The following is a 16,539-nucleotide window of genomic DNA, read 5'->3' as shown; positions in this document are numbered from 1 at the left end:
CGCGCCTAGAGCAGTAGAAAGGTTGGCCGGAGAGGTGGCGATGCGCGAGATAATGACCCAGCTCGTGAGCCATCGTGAAGTTGATGCGCCCTTTGGATGAATGACCGGAGTCGTAGAAGATCGCCCACTGCCTGCTTTCGTTGGGGACGAGGGCACCCTCGAACTTCCCCGCGAAGTTTCTGCCTTCGACGTGCACGATAGGATCCGCCGGAAAAACGTTCCGGGAATAGTCCTGCGCGATCTCGGCGATCCTGATGGGAAAACGAGGCTCGCCCAGCAGCTTCTTTCCTTCGCGGACATAGAGCGAAACCCGGGAGGCCCAACCCTCCCACGTCTTCGGCATCTTCATTTCTTCCGGCTCCAGGTCTCGATCATGTCCATCACCCGCCCCTTGGTGTCATCGTCGAGATTGTTGAACTTGCGGAAGAATGCCTCCTTGACCTGCTGGTCGTCGAAGCCCGCGTTGTCGTCGACGAGATAGTCGGTGGTTGTATCGAGTACCCTCGCAATATCGATGAGCTTCTCGGCGGATGGCTTGCGCTCGCTGCGGTTCTCGAGCTCCCACAGGTAGCTTTTGCTGGCGCCGCTGAGCCGGGCGAGTTCGTCCAGCGAGTACCCCTTCTTTTTGCGCAATTCCTTCAGCTTGTCGCGGAGCGAAACGGGCATGTCCAGTAATTCTCCAGCCAGGGCAATTAGTTAGATCGAGTTCGATATACCGTACGAGATCGTAGTTGACAAGCGAACACCAATCGTGTTCGATATACCGAACGTTTTCGTGCCGGAGTCGGCTAGGGCCGCTCTTTGGCTGGCCTAACCCGGCATAGCGGTCAGCACCGAGTGCCGACAAGCTGGAGTTTTCTCGTGGGCAATTCCTGGAAATACGACCGCGCGAAGGAAGCGATCGACAAGCGCTTCGAGGAGGTCAAGACAGTTGAGATCGTCGACTACAAGCGAGATATGTCGCTGGAGTCGATCCCGACCAACAAGGCCTATCGCGTCGATGGCGCCCATCTGTATGCCGATATCCTCAACATGGCCGACATCCTCGCCACGACCGAGAAGGAGGGCGAGCGCAGCCATAGGCGGACGCTGCGCTTCCTCAACCTCCATCAACGCGCGGTCCATAGGATCCTGTCCCGCTGCGACGCGCGCCGGGTGGACTTTCACAACCAGCGTCTTCATTCCCTGGTCGCGAAGCCCTATGGGACCGAAGAAGAGAAGAAGCGGGTCTGTCGGGCGGTCGCGATCGGCAAGCTCATCATCGACGTGCTCGCAGATACCGGAGACGACGATGAGGACATCCCCAACGCGAAGGTCAGGATCGGCATCGACAGCGGTTTGACGCTGGCCGTCAACAACGGGCGCAACGGTAACCGCGAGCCGCTGTTCCTCGGGTCGGCGGCCAACCTCGCCGCCAAGCTGGCGTCCAACTGGCGCGCCGAGGGCATCTATCTCACGAACGGAGCCCGCAAGGCGGCGGGCATCGAACAGACCGAAGAAGGCAAGGAGGGAACGACGCCGCTCACGGCGGACCAGATCGCCTATTGTCAGGATGTTGCCAAGCTCGAGGTCGGCAAGGACACGATAGTCAAGGAATGGCGTCAGGACAACAAGGACAACCCGATCGGCTCGTTCGACTTCTCGCGTCCGACTCCGCCGCTGCGCAGCTTGAACATCTCGGTCCTCACGCCTGGCAATTCCAAGCGGATGAAGGCAATGTCGGTCTACGCCGATATCGACGGGTTCACCAAGTACGTCGCCGACAACATCGACAAGAAGGCGGCCGACGTAGTGCGCTGCTTCCAGGTCATCCGCTCGGAGCTCGATCGGGTCGTCTCGTCCGACTTCGGCGGCCGCAGAATCCGCTTCGTCGGCGATTGCATCCACGCCCTTCTGATGGAGGGGACGGCTCATACGACCTACGACCAGGAGACCATCTCGACGGCGACGCTGTGCGCCGGCGCTCTGAGGAGCAGCTTCGATCTCGCCCTCGAGCGGCTGAAGGCGAACAAGGTTGGCGTCGCCGGTCTGGGCCTGGCGATCGGTTACGAATTCGGCCCGATGACCGTGACCCGTCTCGGCATGCAAGGCGACCGCGTGCGTTGCTCGGTCAGCCGCGGCGTTCTTGCCTCGGAAGACGAGCAGTGCCGGTGCAACGGCGTCGAGACGGCGATCGGACAGGCCGCATATGACGCCGGCACCGATGCGGTCAGGAAGCTGTTCGGCAAGACGCGCAAGCTCTCCGGCCTCGACTACGACACAGCCGTGGACTCGCTCGAAGCGGAGGGCGACAAGGTCGCGAAGGACGCCGCGATCGCGGCCTACGCGGTGGCGGCTCCCGCAATGGCCAAGGCGGTCGAACAGCCGTTCCGGCCCTTCAGCGAAACGCCGTGAATGCCGCCGAGCCCACTTGAAATCATCAGCGGCGTATCGGCTGCGCACCATGCGCAGCCGATTGTACTCGAGCGCGATCACGCCATCCTCGATGTGGCTCCGCCGGCCGTCTCCGGGGCGCCTGGGCCGACGTACAGGCTGCGCATCGACGAAGTCGGGGATGCCGCCGTGGTCCGCGAGGTCGAGCCGACGCTGTTGCCGGCTTGCTGCCCCGAACGGCACATCAACTGCGACGGCACATTCTGCCTGTACTGGGAGGAAGCCGAACCCCTTTCCGTCACGGATGCGAAATCCGCTTCGCTCTGGTTCGGCAAGCTCCTCGTGTTCTTGCGCAGGCAGCGGGTCGCCGCGGCGCGTCGGCAGTGGCCGGCCCAGGCCGAAGCCAGAGCTCACGGCATGCGTGCAGCCAGACACCAAGTGGTGGCAGAGCGCGCCGCCTCCGAGCTCGGACCCCGATTCAGAAAGCAGCTGATGCGTCTGAGCACACGGCGCAAGTCGGTCGCGGGCCAGCCGCGGATACGTCTTTTGCGCGACGGCGTACGTCTGGTCACGGTTTCGGAACGAGATTCCCGCCTGATGACCAAACGGGCGCGCTGCAAATGCGATGATGCAGCACGTCTCGGCCTTCCGGCCTGCGCCTGCGGCGATCACCAAGCTGCGCTCACCAACCTCACTCTCGCCTTACATGGCTGGAAACGGGCGGAGGAGGAATTCTATGCAGCCTACACCGCGCTGGGTATCGAGTGCTGCGGAACCATGGACTATTGTCCGCTGCGGAAGGAGACCGCGTGATGATCAATAGGTTTCACGGCGACCGGGGACGCGCCCTCCTGATCGAGGAGCTCCGCAAGCAGAAGATTGTGGTCGGGATCGCCGGCGCCGCCGAGGCGTTGGCCGACACCGGCGTCCTCGACGCCGTGGTCAAGGACCATACGCTTGTCGAGCAGAACGGCACCGACAACGACATCTTCCTCGTCGTCGCCGGCGCATTTCGCGTCCTGGTCAACGGTAAGCAAGTCGCGCGTCGCTTCAGTGGGGACTCGATCGGCGAGATGGCGACGGTGTCGCCGATTCAGAAGCGCTCGGCAACGGTCATCTGCGACGAGGACGCCGTGGTCCTGAAGATCGAGGAGCCGAAATTCTCCGAGATCGCGACCAAGTTCCCGGAAATCTGGCGTCGCGTCGCTCAGGAAGTCGCGAGGCGCCTGGAGCAACGGAACGTGTTCATTCGGGAGCCCAACGAGAAGATCCGCGTCTTCGTCATCTCCTCAGCCGAGGCGCTGCCGGTCGCCCGGACCATCCAGAATGCTTTCGCCCACGATCCGTTCGCAACCGTCGTCTGGGCTGACGGCGTCTTCCGGGTCACTAACTACACCCTCGAATCCTTGGAGAACGAACTCGACCGCTCCGACTTCGCCGTAGCCATCGCGCATCCCGACGATCGGACAGAAGTGCGAGACGAGGACTGGCCGACGCCGCGCGACAACGTCGTGTTCGAGCTCGGGTTCTTCATGGGACGGCTAGGCCGAAGCCGCGCGATCCTTATGGAGCCTCGGGCGACCCGCGTGAAATTGCCGAGCGACCTCGCCGGCGTCACGACGATAAGCTATCGCTTCGATCCGAAGGAGCCGGCGCCCAGCATGGCGCCGGCCTGCAACGAATTGCGCGAGCACATCATGCGGCTCGGACGAAACGTCTGACGGCTAGCGGAGGCGGCTGGGCGAGGGCGCGCGTTCGACCCAGCCGGATTCCGGTCTCGAACTTGGCGGCCCAGATCCACTGTGACGCCATCTATCGGTTGGCCGACCTCCATCGTTAAATGCTCCGTACGAGGCGAAGCGGGAAGGACGCTTTGCTTCAGCGCCACAGCCTTCCAATCTGAATGCGAGCTTCGCAGCGGTCCTTGGGGATGCCTTGCGCCTGTTCTGGCGAGCGCAGGCGTGGTTGGGCCGAGAGCCTAAAGCGACAAATAGGTCGGAAATTCACCTTATTTCTTTGTCCATCCCGGCAAGCGATTGAAAAACACAGCAAATGCGACCGCCTCCGAGCGCGCCGTAAAGCCGCAACTCGCAGCCCGCGTCTTTACACCTGTTGTCGCACTCCCGTTGCAAGCTCGTTTCTCGTGAGCGTTTGGATGAACTCCTCCAAAGAGGGTTGCGGCGCCGTTTGTAGCTTGTGGAGTTCTTCCGGCTTCAGCTTGGTGTAACGCCGCAGCGTCCGCCAATCCTTATGGCCGGTTACCAGCGCGACCTTCTCGATCGTGAGCCCTGCTTCAAAAAGACGACTAGTCCCCTCGTGTCGCAGGTCATGAAAATGCAAATCCTCGATCTTCAACTCATCGCAGGCTCGCGTGAAAGCAGCGCTTACTGAGCGGTGATTATACGGAAACACGCGACCCCAACCTCTCGTGATGATCCGCTGCTGGAGCATGATTTCCCACGCATCGTAGCCGGTCAGATTGAGAAGGGGGACTTTCTGATCGTTGCCATCCTTCGCCCGGGGATCTTTGCGGTCACGGATGATCAGAACCCGCGTTTTCATGTCCACGTCCGGCCAGTCGGGTCGGCAAATTTCCTCTTGTCGCATCGTTGTCGCGACTGCGTACCGAACGATCCGACCCATTGGAATGACTTGTCGAGGATTGGTCTCGAAATATTCAATGAGTTCGCCAAGCTCGTCTTCAGTTGGACGTCGATCTCGTTCCTCCGATTTCCCGACAAGGCCCAAATGCTTCATCGCAAAGCGCGCTAAGCGAACCTCTTCGGCCGAGACTTCAATGCCATGAACGGCTGCAGCGTGTGTGGCGACAGTTCTGATAAAGGAGAAATCGATCGCCAGCGTGGCTGGGCCCGCACCTTCCTTCGCCCGCTTGCGACCAAATTCGATAAGTCGCTCGCGATTGAGCTTGGCCAACTTCACTGTGCCTAAGGCTTCCTTCAGTGCTTCCAATACGGCCGCCTTGGAACGGCGGGGAGGGCGACCTACCTCATGCATATCCTCGACATGAAGGTCGATGATGTCACCGAATGTACGCGCCTGTACGGCAGCGCGTGGCTTTGGTGATCCACTGCGGTCGATATTGCGCTCCATATCGAGCGCCCAGTCTTCGCCGTCCTTGCGACGGCGAAAGGTCTCTGACACATAGCGGTTCTTGCGGCGGACCTGGACGCGCCAGTTCCCGGAGGGCAACTGAGTGAAGCTGGCCATAGCCGTGTGCACTCCCCAATTCGTGTGCGCTACGTGTGCACCGAGAGGTCAAAACGGGTACAAACGTGTGCAATTTCGGCTAGTTTGAAGTGCACACGTTCCTCTTTCATCCTATTGAGGGTACAGGATAAATCATTGAAATCGCAAGACTATCGCTTTTCTGTGGCTCCGATGATGGATTGGACTGACCGGCACTGCCGCGTGTTCCACCGTCTGATGAGCCGGCGCGCGCGGCTTTATACGGAGATGCTGACGACGGGCGCCATCATTCATGGCGACCGGAGGCGGCTGCTCGGCTTCGATCCAAGCGAGCATCCGCTGGCGCTGCAGCTCGGTGGTTCCGTTCCGGATGATCTTGCGACCGCCGCGACGATCGGCGAGGATTTTGGCTACGACGAAGTTAATCTCAATGTCGGCTGTCCGTCCGACCGCGTGAAGGATGGCCGCTTCGGCGCTTGCCTGATGGCGGAGCCGGCGCTGGTCGCCGAGGGCGTGGCTGCCATGAAGCGTGCGGTCAAGATTCCGGTTACAGTCAAATGCCGGATCGGCATCGACGACCAGGACCCGGAAGTGGCGCTCGACGTGCTGGCGCGCGGCGTGGTCGCGGCCGGCGCCGACGCGCTGATCGTGCATGCCCGGAAGGCCTGGCTCAACGGGTTGTCGCCGAAGGAAAACCGCGACGTCCCGCCGCTCGATTACGATAGGGTTTACCGGCTCAAGGCCGCGCTGCCGGGTGTGCCGATTATCATCAATGGCGGCGTCGGCAGTATTGCCGAGGCGAAGCGGCACCTCGACCATGTCGACGGCGTGATGCTGGGGCGGGCGGCCTATCAGGAGCCATGGCGCCTACTCGATGTCGATCCGGAATTGTTCGGCGAGGTGGCACCTCACGCGACGATGAAGGACGTCTTCGAAGCGATGTTGCCTTATATTGAAGACCAGTTGGCGCAAGGCGCAAAGCTGCATGCGATGACGCGGCACTTCGTCGGCGCGTTTCACGGCGTGCCCGGCGCGCGCGCCTTTCGCCGCCATCTCGCGGAGAAGGGCACTAGGCCGGGCGCCGGCGTTGACGTGCTGCGCGATGCGATCGCACTGGTCGAGGATCGCGCGGCGGAGCCCGTCGCGGCGTAATAGCCGTCATTGTCCGAATGCCAGACGTCGACCACGGGCGTCGTCCAGGGAATCATTCGGCGGTTTGCGGAGCGTCTCCGCGCCAGGCGCGCGCGATCAATCCGCGGATCGCTTCTCGCTCGATCGGGCGCGGATTCCAGTAGGGGTTCTTCACGGCGAGGTCGGCGGCCTGATCAATGCCGCTCTCGGGCATGCCGATCTCGCGCAGCGACAGCGGCGCGGCAAGCTTTCGCGCCAGATCGTGGAGGCCGAGCGCCGGGTCGCTCACGCCAAGCGCTGTGGAGATGCGTGTCATTGCATCAGGTGCGGCAGGCGCATTGTAGGCGAGGGCGTGCGGGAGAATGACGGTGTGGGTATCCGCATGCGGCAGATTGAATAGCCCGCCCAGCGTGTGGCAGAGCTTGTGATGCAGCGCCATGCCGACCGCGCCGAGGCAGACGCCGCAGAGCCAGGCGCCATAGAGCGCGTCGGTGCGCGCCGTCTTGTTGCTTGGCTCAGCGCAGATTTTTGGCAGCGCCCGCGCTAGCGTGCCGATGCCTTCCCGCGCCATCAGCGATATGATGGGGTTGCGATCCCGCGCGTAGAGCGCCTCGACCGCGTGCGCAATGGCGTTGACGCCCGATGTCGCCGATAGTTTTGCCGGCATCGTCATGGTGAGGTCGACGTCGTAGATCACGATCTCGGGAAGGATCTTCGGGCTCGATTGCGTGGTCTTGATCCCGCCGCTGGTCTGGCCGACCACCGGCGTCATCTCCGAGCCGGCATAACTTGTCGGCAGCACGATCTGCGGCAGATCGGTGCGCAAGGCGATCGCCTTGCCGAGGCCGGTGGTCGAACCGCCGCCGATCGCGACGACGCCATCGGCCTTGCTCTCGCGCACGACTTCCATCGCCCGTTCCGTCACCTCGACGGGCGTATGCATGACCGCTCCGGAGAAGACGCCGGCCAAGCGTTCGTCGATCATCTCCCGGATGCCGGCGACCAGATCTTTCTGTCGCGGGGTCGCCAGCACGAGGGCGCGGGTAACGCCGAGGCGAGACAATTCATCGGGCAATTGACGCAGCGTGCCGGTGCCGAACACCACCCGCATCGGCGCGCTCTGGTAGGTGAAGTCTTGCATGGTTGCTCCTTGCGGACGAATGACCGGCTCCAGGATCAGGCCGCCCTGGAGCCGGACTTCCGGCTCAAGAGGCGGGCTGTGCAACCTTGCGCAAGCCGGCGGCCTCTTCAAGTCTGCTTGCTGGTACGCTCGCCGGCCGCCTGGCCAGCAAGATGATCGCACCGGCGGCAATCGCGGAGACGCCGATCGACAGGAACATCGGTGTCGGGCTCTGGTAATATTGCTGAAGCGCACCAGCCACGAACGGGCCGAGGATGGCGCCGACGCGGGCAACCCCGAGCTCCATTCCGACAGCGGTGGCGCGCACGCCGGTCTCATAGGAAGCCGCAGTGAAATTGTTCAGCACGAATTGCGCGCCGATAATGAAGAAGCCGGCGGCGGCGACCGAGGTGATGTTGACGATGTGGACGTTCAGTACCACGAGCGACAACACGGCGAGGCCGCCAAAGGCCCACCAGGTCGCGATCAGCCCGCGGCTGCCGCCCGATCGATCGACGAGGTTGCCAAGCACAAGGCCGCCGACGAACGACATGATCTGCATCAGCGCGCCGAAGCCGAAGCTTGCGGCAAAGGTTTCGCCACGCTGCATCATCACCGTCGGAATCCATCCCGAAAGGCCGAAGATGCAGAACAGGCTGAGGAAGGCCGAGGCCCAGATCGCAAATGTGGTCCGTCGATATTTCGACTGCAGCAGCACTGCCACCGAATTGACCGGCTTCTCCGCTTGTCCGATGGCAATTTCAGCCAACTTGTAGGCGCCGGCGCGCTCGGGCCGAAGCTTCGTCAGCATGTCGCGGATTTCATCGGTGCGGCCCTGGAGTGCGAGGAATTTTGGCGATTCCGGTAACATCATGTGCATGAACGGCAAGAGCAGGAAAGACAGCGAGCCGATCCAGTACAGCGACGTCCAGCCGAACACCGGGGTTGCAAACACGCCGGCGACACCGGCGAGGGTGCCGCCGAGCGCCCAGCCAAGCGCGACGCCCCACAGCGCAAATGTGTTCGCCACGCGCCGCGGCGCCAGCTCGTTGATGTAGGTGGTCGCGAGCGGTAGCAACACGCCGAGGCCGATGCCGGTCAGGAGCCGCAGGATGCAGAAGGAGAGGAACGAGTCCGCCGAGGTCGCGGTGAGCAGTGTAAAGATACTGGTGATCCACAAGCCGCCGAGCAGGGTGCCACGGCGGCCGAGCCGATCGGCAATGATGCCATGGATGGCGGCCCCGAGCAGGAATCCAACCAGTCCGCTGGAGATCAACAGTCCCGCCTGGCCGGCCTGCAGGCCCCATGGCTTTGCGACATAGTGAATGACGTAAGCCGGGTTGAACGTGTCATAGCCGTCAAACAGCGTTAGCAGTCCCATGATGGCGCCGAGGCGCCAGTGAAATTTCCCTACCTTTGCTTCGGCGAGCTCTTCGTGAAGGTCGATTGCCTGCGCGGCCATGGCCGTTTCCCTCCCAGATGGTGATTATGTCGTTTGAGGCCGCTTATTCCGCGGCTTGGTGAATGCCGTGCTCGGCGACGGCCAAGTCACCGAGATCGAGCTTGAACAGGTCGATGGCGTTGCGCCGGCCGATCTTCAGGCGATCGTTCTCGCTGATACTGGCGCTGTTGAACCAGTCGGAGGCGTGGTCCACGTTCTCGAACGGCCAGTCGACCGAGAACAGGATGCGGTCGGCTCCGATTTCGAGAATGGAATCGATCAGCGTTTGGGTGCGGAAATTGCCCGACGTGGTCAGGAAGAAGTTGGCATTGAAATAGTCGCAGATCTTCTTTTTCGCCTTATGTTTTGGCGGCGCCTTGACCCAGCCGTTGCGATGATCGACGCGCCACATGCTGTAGGGCAGGCCTTCACCCATATGGCCGAGGATGATCTTCAGTTTTGGATAGGCATCGAACAATCCCGATCCCATCAGGCGCAACGCATGGACCGCGGTCTCCTGTCCGAACGCCCAGGTCGGGCCCATCAGCCACGGATGTCCTTCATAGATCGCGCAGTCTTCCGGCAGAGGATTGCGCGGATGCAGGTAGAAGGGCAGGCCGGTCTGCTCGACCGCTTCCCAGAATGGCCAGTATTGCGGCAGGTCGTAATAGACCGGCCGCTTGCCGTCGCCGATTTGCGAGAAGCCGTTGACCAGCGCGCCGCGGAAGCCGAGCGTCTTGATGCAGCGCTCGAGTTCGGCGATCGCGAGATCGGGGTCCTGCATCGGCAGTGCGGCAAAGGCCTGAAAGCGTGACGGCCGTTTTGCCACTTGTTCGGCGAGGAAATCATTGGCGCGGATCGCGATCTCGTTGGCGCTGACGACGTCGGGAATCGCCTGAACCGCCGGTGCGTTCAACGACAGGATCATCATCTCGACGCCGTGGCGGTCCATCTGCGCCAGCCGCTTGTCCTGGATATCGAGCAGGCGGTCCTTCAACTCCGGCCAATAGGAGTCCGGAACGAAACCCGCTGAGTCCATCAGCGTGTCCGGGATGGCGAAATGTTCCTCTAATGCGATCTTGCCCTGCATGTCGTCCTCGCTGATGTCTGATGTTGTTAGTACTGTCCCTTAGTATTGACCTTGGGGCGTCAGCCCGAGCGCGAGCTGGCCGTACATGGTGCCGACGGCGTCCCAGTTCATGCTGATGTGGCGGCCGACGGCATTGGCATCGCGCCAGGCGCGCTGCACCGGATTGGAAAGGTCGAGGCCGAGCCCGCCGGTCGAGGCGTTCAGCGCCTCACTGGCGCGGATGGCCAGTGCAACTGAAAACGCCTGGCCGCGGCGGCTGACGATGCGGTCCTCGATCGAGACCGGCCTGCCGTCGCGGATCGTCGCCGCACGGTCCCTGAGATCGCGCAGCAGCACTTCACGCGCCGCATCGACGGAGGCGGCCGCTTCGGCAACACGTAGCTGGATGGTGGGGAAATCCGCCATGCGGTTGTTGTGGCCCGCCACCGCGCCGCGCGTGATTCGCCTGGAGGTAACGGCAAGATAGTCCTCCAGCGCGCCGGCGGCGGCGCCGACTGCGGTGGACGCCAGGCAGGAAGGAATGTTCGAGAGCATCGGAATCGAGAAGGTGGGGTTGGCGGCATAGAGCGCAGCGCCCGGCGTCTTGCCGGATGTGGTGTCGGCGAACGACAGCAGGCGGTGCGCCGGCACGAACACGTCTGACAGTACGAGCGTCTTGCTGCCGGTGCCGCTGAGGCCGACGACATTCCAGGTATCGTCGATGACGTAGTCGGTGGCCGGAACCAGCAGGAAGGCCGGCGCAAACTGGCCGGCTTCCGTCTTCGACGGCAACAGCGCCGCGCACAACGACCATTGCGCGTTGTCACAGCCGCTCGCAAACGACCAGCGCCCGGTGAGGCGATAGCCGTCCTCGACCTCGATCGCCTTGGCGGCCGGTGCGTAGGAGCCGCAAGCGAGTGCGTCCGGATTATCATCCCAGACGTCGCGCTGCGCGGCTTCCGGAAATCCCGCGATCAGCCATTGATGGGCGGCGAGCAGGCCGCCGACCCACGCCGTCGAGGCGCAGCTTTTCGCGAGCTCGATGTTCAGCTCGACCAGCACGTCGAAATCGTGCTCGTAGCCGCCGAACATCGCCGGCTTGACGATGTCGAAATAGCCGATGTTGCGCAGCGCCGTGATGTTCTCTTCCGGCACGCGGCCTGCCTTTTCCGTGGTGTGGGCGCGCGCCTTGATCTGCGGCGCGATCTGCGCCACGCGGCTCCGCAACTCGCTGATGTCGGGGCGAGGGGGCGGCGGCGCCGGCACGTCCTTCAACTGGGCGACTGATACCATTGGTTTGCTCCGTATCTTCGATGGGCTGGAAGGCGGCGGCTGGGCGGATCACGCAGCCTGGCTGTCGTGGGGCACCGAGAAGCAGTAGGTCGCGTCCTGGTAGATCAGGGGCTCGATCGGATCGCGCACGTTCACGGTCTCAGCTTCGCCGATGAAAATCGTATGCGTGCCGTAGGGCACGGCGGCGGCCTTCTTGCAGAAGATGTTGATCTGCGCGTCAGCGAGATAGGTGACGCCCTCGGCCGAGGTCATCCATTGGCCGAGCCCGAACCGCTCCTCGGCGGGGACCGCGCCGCTGAACGCCGATGAAAGGGAAACCTGATCGCGGCGCAGCACGTTCACGCAGAAGCGGCGCGCCAGCAGCATGATGTCGTGCAGCAGCGTTTGTTGGTTGACGCAGACGATCAGCGAGGGAGGATCAAGCGACAGCGACGTCACCGCGGTCGCCGTCATCCCGTGGCGGCGGTTCTGGTCGGCAGACGTGATCACCGACACGGCGGCCGGAAATCGCCGCAACGCGCGCTTGAACGTTTCACGCAATTCGTCGGATGCCGAATCCAGCGACATGGTTTCCTCCACTGAACAATCCGCTCTTGATCGGCGGCTTAATTTTCGCGAACAATAATTGCATTTGCAAATGACAAGTCAATCGAAAACTTTCAATTGCAACAATTGCCTTGAAAAATGATCGGCGCCCGGCTATTGGAGGGATGCAAAAGTTGCACCAAAGCGGGACGCAAGACCTTGTACCGGCTGACGAATTCCTTGCCCTACATGCTCAACCGCGTCGGCGTGCGGATGGGCGACCTGTTTTCCCGGCGCATCGCGGGCTATGGCGTAACATTACCGATGTACCGCGTGATGGCCGCGCTCTGGGAAAAAGGCGATCAGCGCCTCGGCGATCTCGCCGACATGACGACGATCGAGATATCGACGCTGTCGCGCCTGGTCGGGGAGATGAAGCGGCGAGGCCTCGTGACGCGCACGCGGCTGAAGGACAACGCGCGCACGGTTGCGATCAACCTCACGCCCAAGGGGCGGACGCTGGTGGAAGAATTGATCCCGATCGCCATCCATTTCGAGGAGGTGGCGGTTCGCAATTTTCCGTCGAAGAACGTTTCGGATCTGAAGACGGTGCTCGCAGAAATCTACGAGAGCCTAAATTCGATCGAGCCCGAAATCGAGGAAGTCAACAAGGCGCGCAAGGCGGCGAAGGCGAGAGTCTAACTTTCCGTAACGCACGAGCGATGGAGCGCGCCATTCGCTCCAAGATGTCTGCTGGCACAGTGGCGAGATCATCGTGACTGTAGGTCGATCGCGGGGAACGAACGATCTGCCCGGCGTGGCCGAGCGTTGCGGCCTCACCGAGCCCCAAGGGCCGCCTTCGCTAACGCAGGCTCATTGGACCGCACGAACAAAAAGCGGGACGCCACAGGTATTTCTGCGTCGGCGCTACCATCCCGGCCGATGAGGACTAATCCCGCTCCGCCATTGGCCACGGTTAAAATGACAGGCTCGCCTTTCCACGTTTTGATCGGCTCCATCCCGATAACAAACTCACCCATCGGCTGGTCAAAATACTGGAGCCTTAGTTGCGGAGCTACTTCTGCTGCGGCAAGTCCGAAGCCCAATTGTCGAGCGCGCGCATAAACGTCTGCTAGCGGCGCGGTATCGGTCTGAAAGCCGAGTTCGGCCGCCGACACCGCAAAAAGCTCCACGTTTGTTTTCGTGGTGCCGACGCTGAAAGCCGGTCGAGCGAGAATTTCCTCAGCCAAGCCTCCGATGCCACAGCCTGCTGCATCCAACGCGTTAATGAGGGCAAACGAATTTGCAAACGTCCCTACTGTGATCGTTCTCCACACCGGAACAGCGAAGGCGGATTTGATCAGAATTGGCGGAGTATTAGCTGAAGGACTTGGCTTAAACATCAAGCGCTTCTGCAGGACGTCTCGCGCAGTACATTGAGCACTGGCTTCGCTCGCGAAGAGGGCGATGCAGAGCATCGCAACAAGGAGAGTACCGCCACTTTGTATGGCCTGGTAACCGCTTTCGTTGCCAACAGTTCGGTCCATGGCGACCTACCTGGCGCACGTTACTGCGCCCCGCAATGCAATCCGACAATTCCTTCAGTATCGTCCGCGTGGAGTGGTTTGCAGAAGGGCAAACCTGTTATTCAAAAAGAACGTTTGAGTTCTCGAACGATCGAGTTGGGATAGTGCGCAGCTTTCAAAACGGCTGCGGAAGCGACGCGATATCGGATCAAGGAATACTACGGTGGCGTTTTTCGGTATGTGAACTAGGTTACATCAACTAAAAGCCGTTCCTTGCCGGTATGTCGCCTATTGGCCCATTGCATCGATATCGGCATCTCTGCTTAGCGCCGCTCCTGGACCCTAAGCAGCCGTGAACAACAGCCAAATCTAATTCGCAGCCGACCGGGTGCGTTTGCGGTTGGACGCCGCCACTTCGGGATAGCCGTGCAGCTTCAGCTTGTCGGCCCGCACGCCCCAGCTTTCCAGCCGGTCCAGAAAGCTCATGCCGAGCAGGTTGGTCTTCATCAACCCGCGCGGCACCACCAGCGCCGGGACCGATTTCTCGACGAGGCCGCCGACCGCGAGACGATCGAGGGTTAGCCGCGCCGCCTTGGTGTGGCCGCCGGCGGTTTCGAGTTCGACGTTGTACTCGAGCATCTCGGTCGGCAGGCCGATCGCCTTCGCCGTTTCCCAGGTCAGCACCACCGACGTTGCGCCGGTGTCGATCACCATCGGCGCCTTGACGCCGTTGATCTTGGCGTGCAGCGCGAACTCGCCGGCCTTGCCGCGTGCGATCTCCACAGCGGGCGCCGGCTCCAGGCTGCGTTGCCATAGCATTTTCGATACCGAGTTGCTGGCGCGCGCGATCTGGTTCGGATCGCCATACGCGACGACGGCGCCGGCGGTGGCAGCGAGCATCGCCAGAACGAGCATGATGCGGATCACTTGGCGCCTCCGCCGTTTCCTCCGGTGATCAGCCGCGCTCGGTGCGCGGCGGCATCGGAACTAGGCCCGCATCCACCATGCGCGCCGCAAGCCCTTCCATCACGGCCAATCGCTCCGCCGTTTCCATGCGGTGCCAGCGCGCGATCTCCGGCAACGTTCGTCCGCAGCCGAAGCAGAGTTTGGTTTTGGGATCCATCATACAGACTGCGATACACGGCGTTTCTTTGCTCATTGCTGGATAGTGAAGTGGTTTGCATCCTTTGCGCAAGCGATTGCAGCTACAACCCGGTGCCGGCACTCATAATCGGTTTGTGACGCGGCCGCCGCTTGTCCTCGGCGGCTACTGTGATTGCGGGGTCCGGCTGCAATGGCGGGGCCTCCTCGGCCATCGGCGCCAGCGCGCTCATCACGCGCTCCGGCGGGAAGGTGACGATGACTTCGGTGCCGATGCGCAATTTCGATTTCAGCGTGAAGGTGCCGCCATGCATGTCGATCAGGCTCTTGGCGATCGGCAAGCCCAGGCCTGCGCCCTGTTCGGCCGATTTGATCGAGTTGGAGCCCTGGCCGAACGACGCCAGCACGATCGGGATTTCATCCTCGGCAATGCCGGAGCCGGTGTCCTTGACGCTGAGATATTGGCCACCGGACGCGGTCCAGCCGACCTTAAGCCAGATATCGCCGCCCGGCGGAGTGAACTTGATCGAGTTGGATATGAGATTGAGCACGACCTGGCGCGTGGCGCGCTCGTCGCCCCAGATCCTGGGCATGCCGTGCTCGAACACCTCATGAATGGTGATGCCGCGGCTGGTCGCGCGCAGCTTCAACAGATGGTGGCAGTCGGCGACGACATGCACCAGCGACACCGCTTCCTCATTGAGTTCGTAGCGGCCGGCCTCGATCCGCGACAGATCGAGAATCTCGTTGATGAGGTTGAGCAGGTGGACGCCCGAATTATGGATGTCGGCGGAATATTCCTTGTAGACCGGCACGGCGTGGGCGCCGAAGATTTCGCTCTTCATCACCTCGGAGAATCCGAGGATCGCGTTCAGCGGCGTGCGCAGCTCGTGGCTCATCTGCGCCAGAAAGCGCGACTTGGCGACGTTGGCGGATTCGGCGCGGTGCCGCGCTTCGTCCGAAATCGCCTTGGCCTGTTCGAGCTCGCCGATCAGCGCGTCCTTCTCGGCGCGTGCTTCGATCGTCTCCAGCGTCGTCGAATGAAGCTGGTGGGCAAGCAGCGCAAAATAACTTTCGGCGGCGACTGCCAACAGCGCGAGCGCGTAATTGTCGAAGGTTCCGCCCATCACGAAATTGAGCGCGATCGCAGCCGTCACCGGCGCGGTTGCCGCCACCGCCGCAATGGGCAGCGTCGCGGCCAGCATGCTTGACACCGCGATCACCAGCAGCATCAGGAACATCATCATCGTGTTCGAGACGACGTCGAGGCCGGCAGGGTCGAGCAGGATCGCCGTCCAGCTCAGGCCGTAGAGCAGGTCGAGCAGCACGAAGCGGGTTTGCCATTTGCGCGTGGCGGCGAGATTAGGCTGCTCGCTGAGGAAGCGCTTGCAGTTGCGAATGATGGTGAAATGGATGCAGAGCATGCCGACGGTCCAGACCGCGGCCGGCACGGCATACTTCCAGAGGCCGAACAGAACGCCGGTCGCAACCACCAGCAGCATGACCACGAAGGAAGCCGATACCCGGGTCTGGGCGTATTGTCGGAGCAATTCGGTATCGAAGGCGGGGCGGGTCCCGCTGGTCGACGTTAACCGATCACGCGCCTCGCGCACCCGCTGCGCCGCCACGCGCCGGGTGTTGACCGCTGATGCGACCGGCGCTTCTGCCGGAAGCTGGACAACCTCGGGCTTCTCTGCGGGCTTACTCATTGAACAACACAAATCCTGCCCGCGAACTGCGCGGGCTTTTGCAT

General features: G+C 62.1%; 16 protein-coding genes and 1 pseudogene. 5 read left to right on the top strand and 12 right to left on the bottom strand.

Features of this window, described 5'->3' with window-relative positions:
* Positions 1–37: 37 nt before the first annotated feature.
* Positions 38–343, bottom strand: a pseudogene (locus tag YUO_RS48975) (ImmA/IrrE family metallo-endopeptidase); the annotation flags it as partial.
* A 2-nt stretch (positions 344–345) separates the two neighbouring features.
* A complete protein-coding gene (locus tag YUO_RS0125460; protein WP_028349814.1) occupies positions 346–666 on the bottom strand; it encodes a helix-turn-helix domain-containing protein in 321 nt (106 codons plus the stop codon).
* A 195-nt stretch (positions 667–861) separates the two neighbouring features.
* On the opposite strand from YUO_RS0125460, the gene YUO_RS0125455 reads away from it, so the two are divergent.
* Genes YUO_RS0125455 through YUO_RS0125445 form a run of 3 tightly spaced genes read left to right on the top strand, consistent with a single transcriptional unit; the run spans position 862 to position 4,094 of the window.
* Positions 862–2,394: a nucleotidyl cyclase domain-containing protein gene (locus YUO_RS0125455; RefSeq protein WP_028349813.1), complete on the top strand. Its 1,533-nt coding sequence runs from the start codon at positions 862–864 to the stop codon at positions 2,392–2,394.
* Complete coding sequence (locus tag YUO_RS41685) at positions 2,395–3,186, top strand: E2 domain-containing protein (protein WP_051379647.1); 792 nt, start codon at positions 2,395–2,397, stop codon at positions 3,184–3,186.
* Complete coding sequence (locus YUO_RS0125445; protein WP_028349812.1) at positions 3,186–4,094, top strand: TIR domain-containing protein; 909 nt, start codon at positions 3,186–3,188, stop codon at positions 4,092–4,094. The genes YUO_RS41685 and YUO_RS0125445 overlap by 1 nt, the downstream gene beginning before the upstream one ends.
* A gap of 382 nt (positions 4,095–4,476) precedes the next feature.
* Here YUO_RS0125445 and YUO_RS41680 read toward each other — a convergent pair whose 3' ends face one another.
* Positions 4,477–5,601 (bottom strand): site-specific integrase, encoded by a 1,125-nt coding sequence (locus tag YUO_RS41680; RefSeq protein WP_051379646.1) that lies wholly within the window; start codon positions 5,599–5,601, stop codon positions 4,477–4,479.
* 135 nt (positions 5,602–5,736) lie between these two features.
* Between YUO_RS41680 and dusA the strand changes: the two genes are divergently transcribed.
* Positions 5,737–6,732 carry a tRNA dihydrouridine(20/20a) synthase DusA gene (gene dusA, locus YUO_RS0125435; RefSeq protein WP_283806427.1) on the top strand — a complete coding sequence of 332 codons (996 nt, stop codon included), beginning with the start codon at positions 5,737–5,739 and terminating at the stop codon, positions 6,730–6,732.
* A gap of 52 nt (positions 6,733–6,784) precedes the next feature.
* Here dusA and YUO_RS0125430 read toward each other — a convergent pair whose 3' ends face one another.
* The 5 genes from YUO_RS0125430 to YUO_RS0125410 all read right to left on the bottom strand — a co-directional run bounded on the left by YUO_RS0125430 (position 6,785) and on the right by YUO_RS0125410 (position 12,201).
* Positions 6,785–7,852: a maleylacetate reductase gene (locus tag YUO_RS0125430; protein WP_035727608.1), complete on the bottom strand. Its 1,068-nt coding sequence runs from the start codon at positions 7,850–7,852 to the stop codon at positions 6,785–6,787.
* A 64-nt stretch (positions 7,853–7,916) separates the two neighbouring features.
* Positions 7,917–9,293, bottom strand: a complete 1,377-nt coding sequence (locus YUO_RS41675; protein ID WP_035727606.1) for an MFS transporter — start codon at positions 9,291–9,293, stop codon at positions 7,917–7,919.
* Between the two features lie 43 nt (positions 9,294–9,336).
* Positions 9,337–10,362 carry an amidohydrolase family protein gene (locus YUO_RS41670; RefSeq protein WP_051379645.1) on the bottom strand — a complete coding sequence of 342 codons (1,026 nt, stop codon included), beginning with the start codon at positions 10,360–10,362 and terminating at the stop codon, positions 9,337–9,339.
* Positions 10,363–10,401: 39 nt separating this feature from the next.
* A complete protein-coding gene (locus YUO_RS0125415) occupies positions 10,402–11,634 on the bottom strand; it encodes an acyl-CoA dehydrogenase family protein (RefSeq protein WP_051379644.1) in 1,233 nt (410 codons plus the stop codon).
* Between the two features lie 48 nt (positions 11,635–11,682).
* Entirely contained in the window at positions 11,683–12,201 is a 519-nt protein-coding gene (locus YUO_RS0125410; protein WP_028349808.1) for a flavin reductase family protein, read from the bottom strand.
* A 177-nt stretch (positions 12,202–12,378) separates the two neighbouring features.
* Between YUO_RS0125410 and YUO_RS0125405 the strand changes: the two genes are divergently transcribed.
* Positions 12,379–12,861, top strand: a complete 483-nt coding sequence (locus tag YUO_RS0125405) for a MarR family winged helix-turn-helix transcriptional regulator (protein WP_028349807.1) — start codon at positions 12,379–12,381, stop codon at positions 12,859–12,861.
* Positions 12,862–12,995: 134 nt separating this feature from the next.
* Here the strand turns inward: YUO_RS0125405 and YUO_RS0125400 are convergent, their stop codons facing one another.
* The 4 genes from YUO_RS0125400 to YUO_RS0125385 all read right to left on the bottom strand — a co-directional run bounded on the left by YUO_RS0125400 (position 12,996) and on the right by YUO_RS0125385 (position 16,495).
* A complete protein-coding gene (locus YUO_RS0125400) occupies positions 12,996–13,706 on the bottom strand; it encodes a hypothetical protein (protein ID WP_028349806.1) in 711 nt (236 codons plus the stop codon).
* 348 nt (positions 13,707–14,054) lie between these two features.
* Positions 14,055–14,612 carry a TIGR02281 family clan AA aspartic protease gene (locus tag YUO_RS0125395; protein ID WP_028349805.1) on the bottom strand — a complete coding sequence of 186 codons (558 nt, stop codon included), beginning with the start codon at positions 14,610–14,612 and terminating at the stop codon, positions 14,055–14,057.
* Positions 14,613–14,640: 28 nt separating this feature from the next.
* Complete coding sequence (locus YUO_RS0125390) at positions 14,641–14,844, bottom strand: DUF1289 domain-containing protein (protein WP_028349804.1); 204 nt, start codon at positions 14,842–14,844, stop codon at positions 14,641–14,643.
* A 46-nt stretch (positions 14,845–14,890) separates the two neighbouring features.
* Positions 14,891–16,495 (bottom strand): sensor histidine kinase, encoded by a 1,605-nt coding sequence (locus YUO_RS0125385; protein WP_028349803.1) that lies wholly within the window; start codon positions 16,493–16,495, stop codon positions 14,891–14,893.
* Positions 16,496–16,539 lie beyond the last annotated feature (44 nt).

Origin of the sequence: Bradyrhizobium murdochi, from assembly GCF_000472965.1 — a bacterium.
GTDB lineage: Bacteria > Pseudomonadota > Alphaproteobacteria > Rhizobiales > Xanthobacteraceae > Bradyrhizobium > Bradyrhizobium murdochi.
Note: the sequence above shows the minus strand (reverse complement) of the source record. Positions and strands in the feature narration are given on the sequence as shown.

What these genes read in the sequence shown, in the direction of transcription:
- YUO_RS0125390 (WP_028349804.1), bottom strand. Translation starts at nt 14,844, where the DNA reads ATGAGCAAAGAAACGCCGTGTATCGCAGTCTGTATGATGGATCCCAAA.
- YUO_RS41675 (WP_035727606.1), bottom strand. Translation starts at nt 9,293, where the DNA reads ATGGCCGCGCAGGCAATCGACCTTCACGAAGAGCTCGCCGAAGCAAAG.
- YUO_RS0125460 (WP_028349814.1), bottom strand. Translation starts at nt 666, where the DNA reads ATGCCCGTTTCGCTCCGCGACAAGCTGAAGGAATTGCGCAAAAAGAAG.
- YUO_RS41670 (WP_051379645.1), bottom strand. Translation starts at nt 10,362, where the DNA reads ATGCAGGGCAAGATCGCATTAGAGGAACATTTCGCCATCCCGGACACG.
- YUO_RS0125445 (WP_028349812.1), top strand. Translation starts at nt 3,186, where the DNA reads ATGATCAATAGGTTTCACGGCGACCGGGGACGCGCCCTCCTGATCGAG.
- YUO_RS0125385 (WP_028349803.1), bottom strand. Translation starts at nt 16,495, where the DNA reads ATGAGTAAGCCCGCAGAGAAGCCCGAGGTTGTCCAGCTTCCGGCAGAA.
- YUO_RS0125400 (WP_028349806.1), bottom strand. Translation starts at nt 13,706, where the DNA reads ATGGACCGAACTGTTGGCAACGAAAGCGGTTACCAGGCCATACAAAGT.
- YUO_RS0125430 (WP_035727608.1), bottom strand. Translation starts at nt 7,852, where the DNA reads ATGCAAGACTTCACCTACCAGAGCGCGCCGATGCGGGTGGTGTTCGGC.
- YUO_RS41685 (WP_051379647.1), top strand. Translation starts at nt 2,395, where the DNA reads ATGCCGCCGAGCCCACTTGAAATCATCAGCGGCGTATCGGCTGCGCAC.
- YUO_RS0125410 (WP_028349808.1), bottom strand. Translation starts at nt 12,201, where the DNA reads ATGTCGCTGGATTCGGCATCCGACGAATTGCGTGAAACGTTCAAGCGC.
- YUO_RS0125415 (WP_051379644.1), bottom strand. Translation starts at nt 11,634, where the DNA reads ATGGTATCAGTCGCCCAGTTGAAGGACGTGCCGGCGCCGCCGCCCCCT.
- YUO_RS41680 (WP_051379646.1), bottom strand. Translation starts at nt 5,601, where the DNA reads ATGGCCAGCTTCACTCAGTTGCCCTCCGGGAACTGGCGCGTCCAGGTC.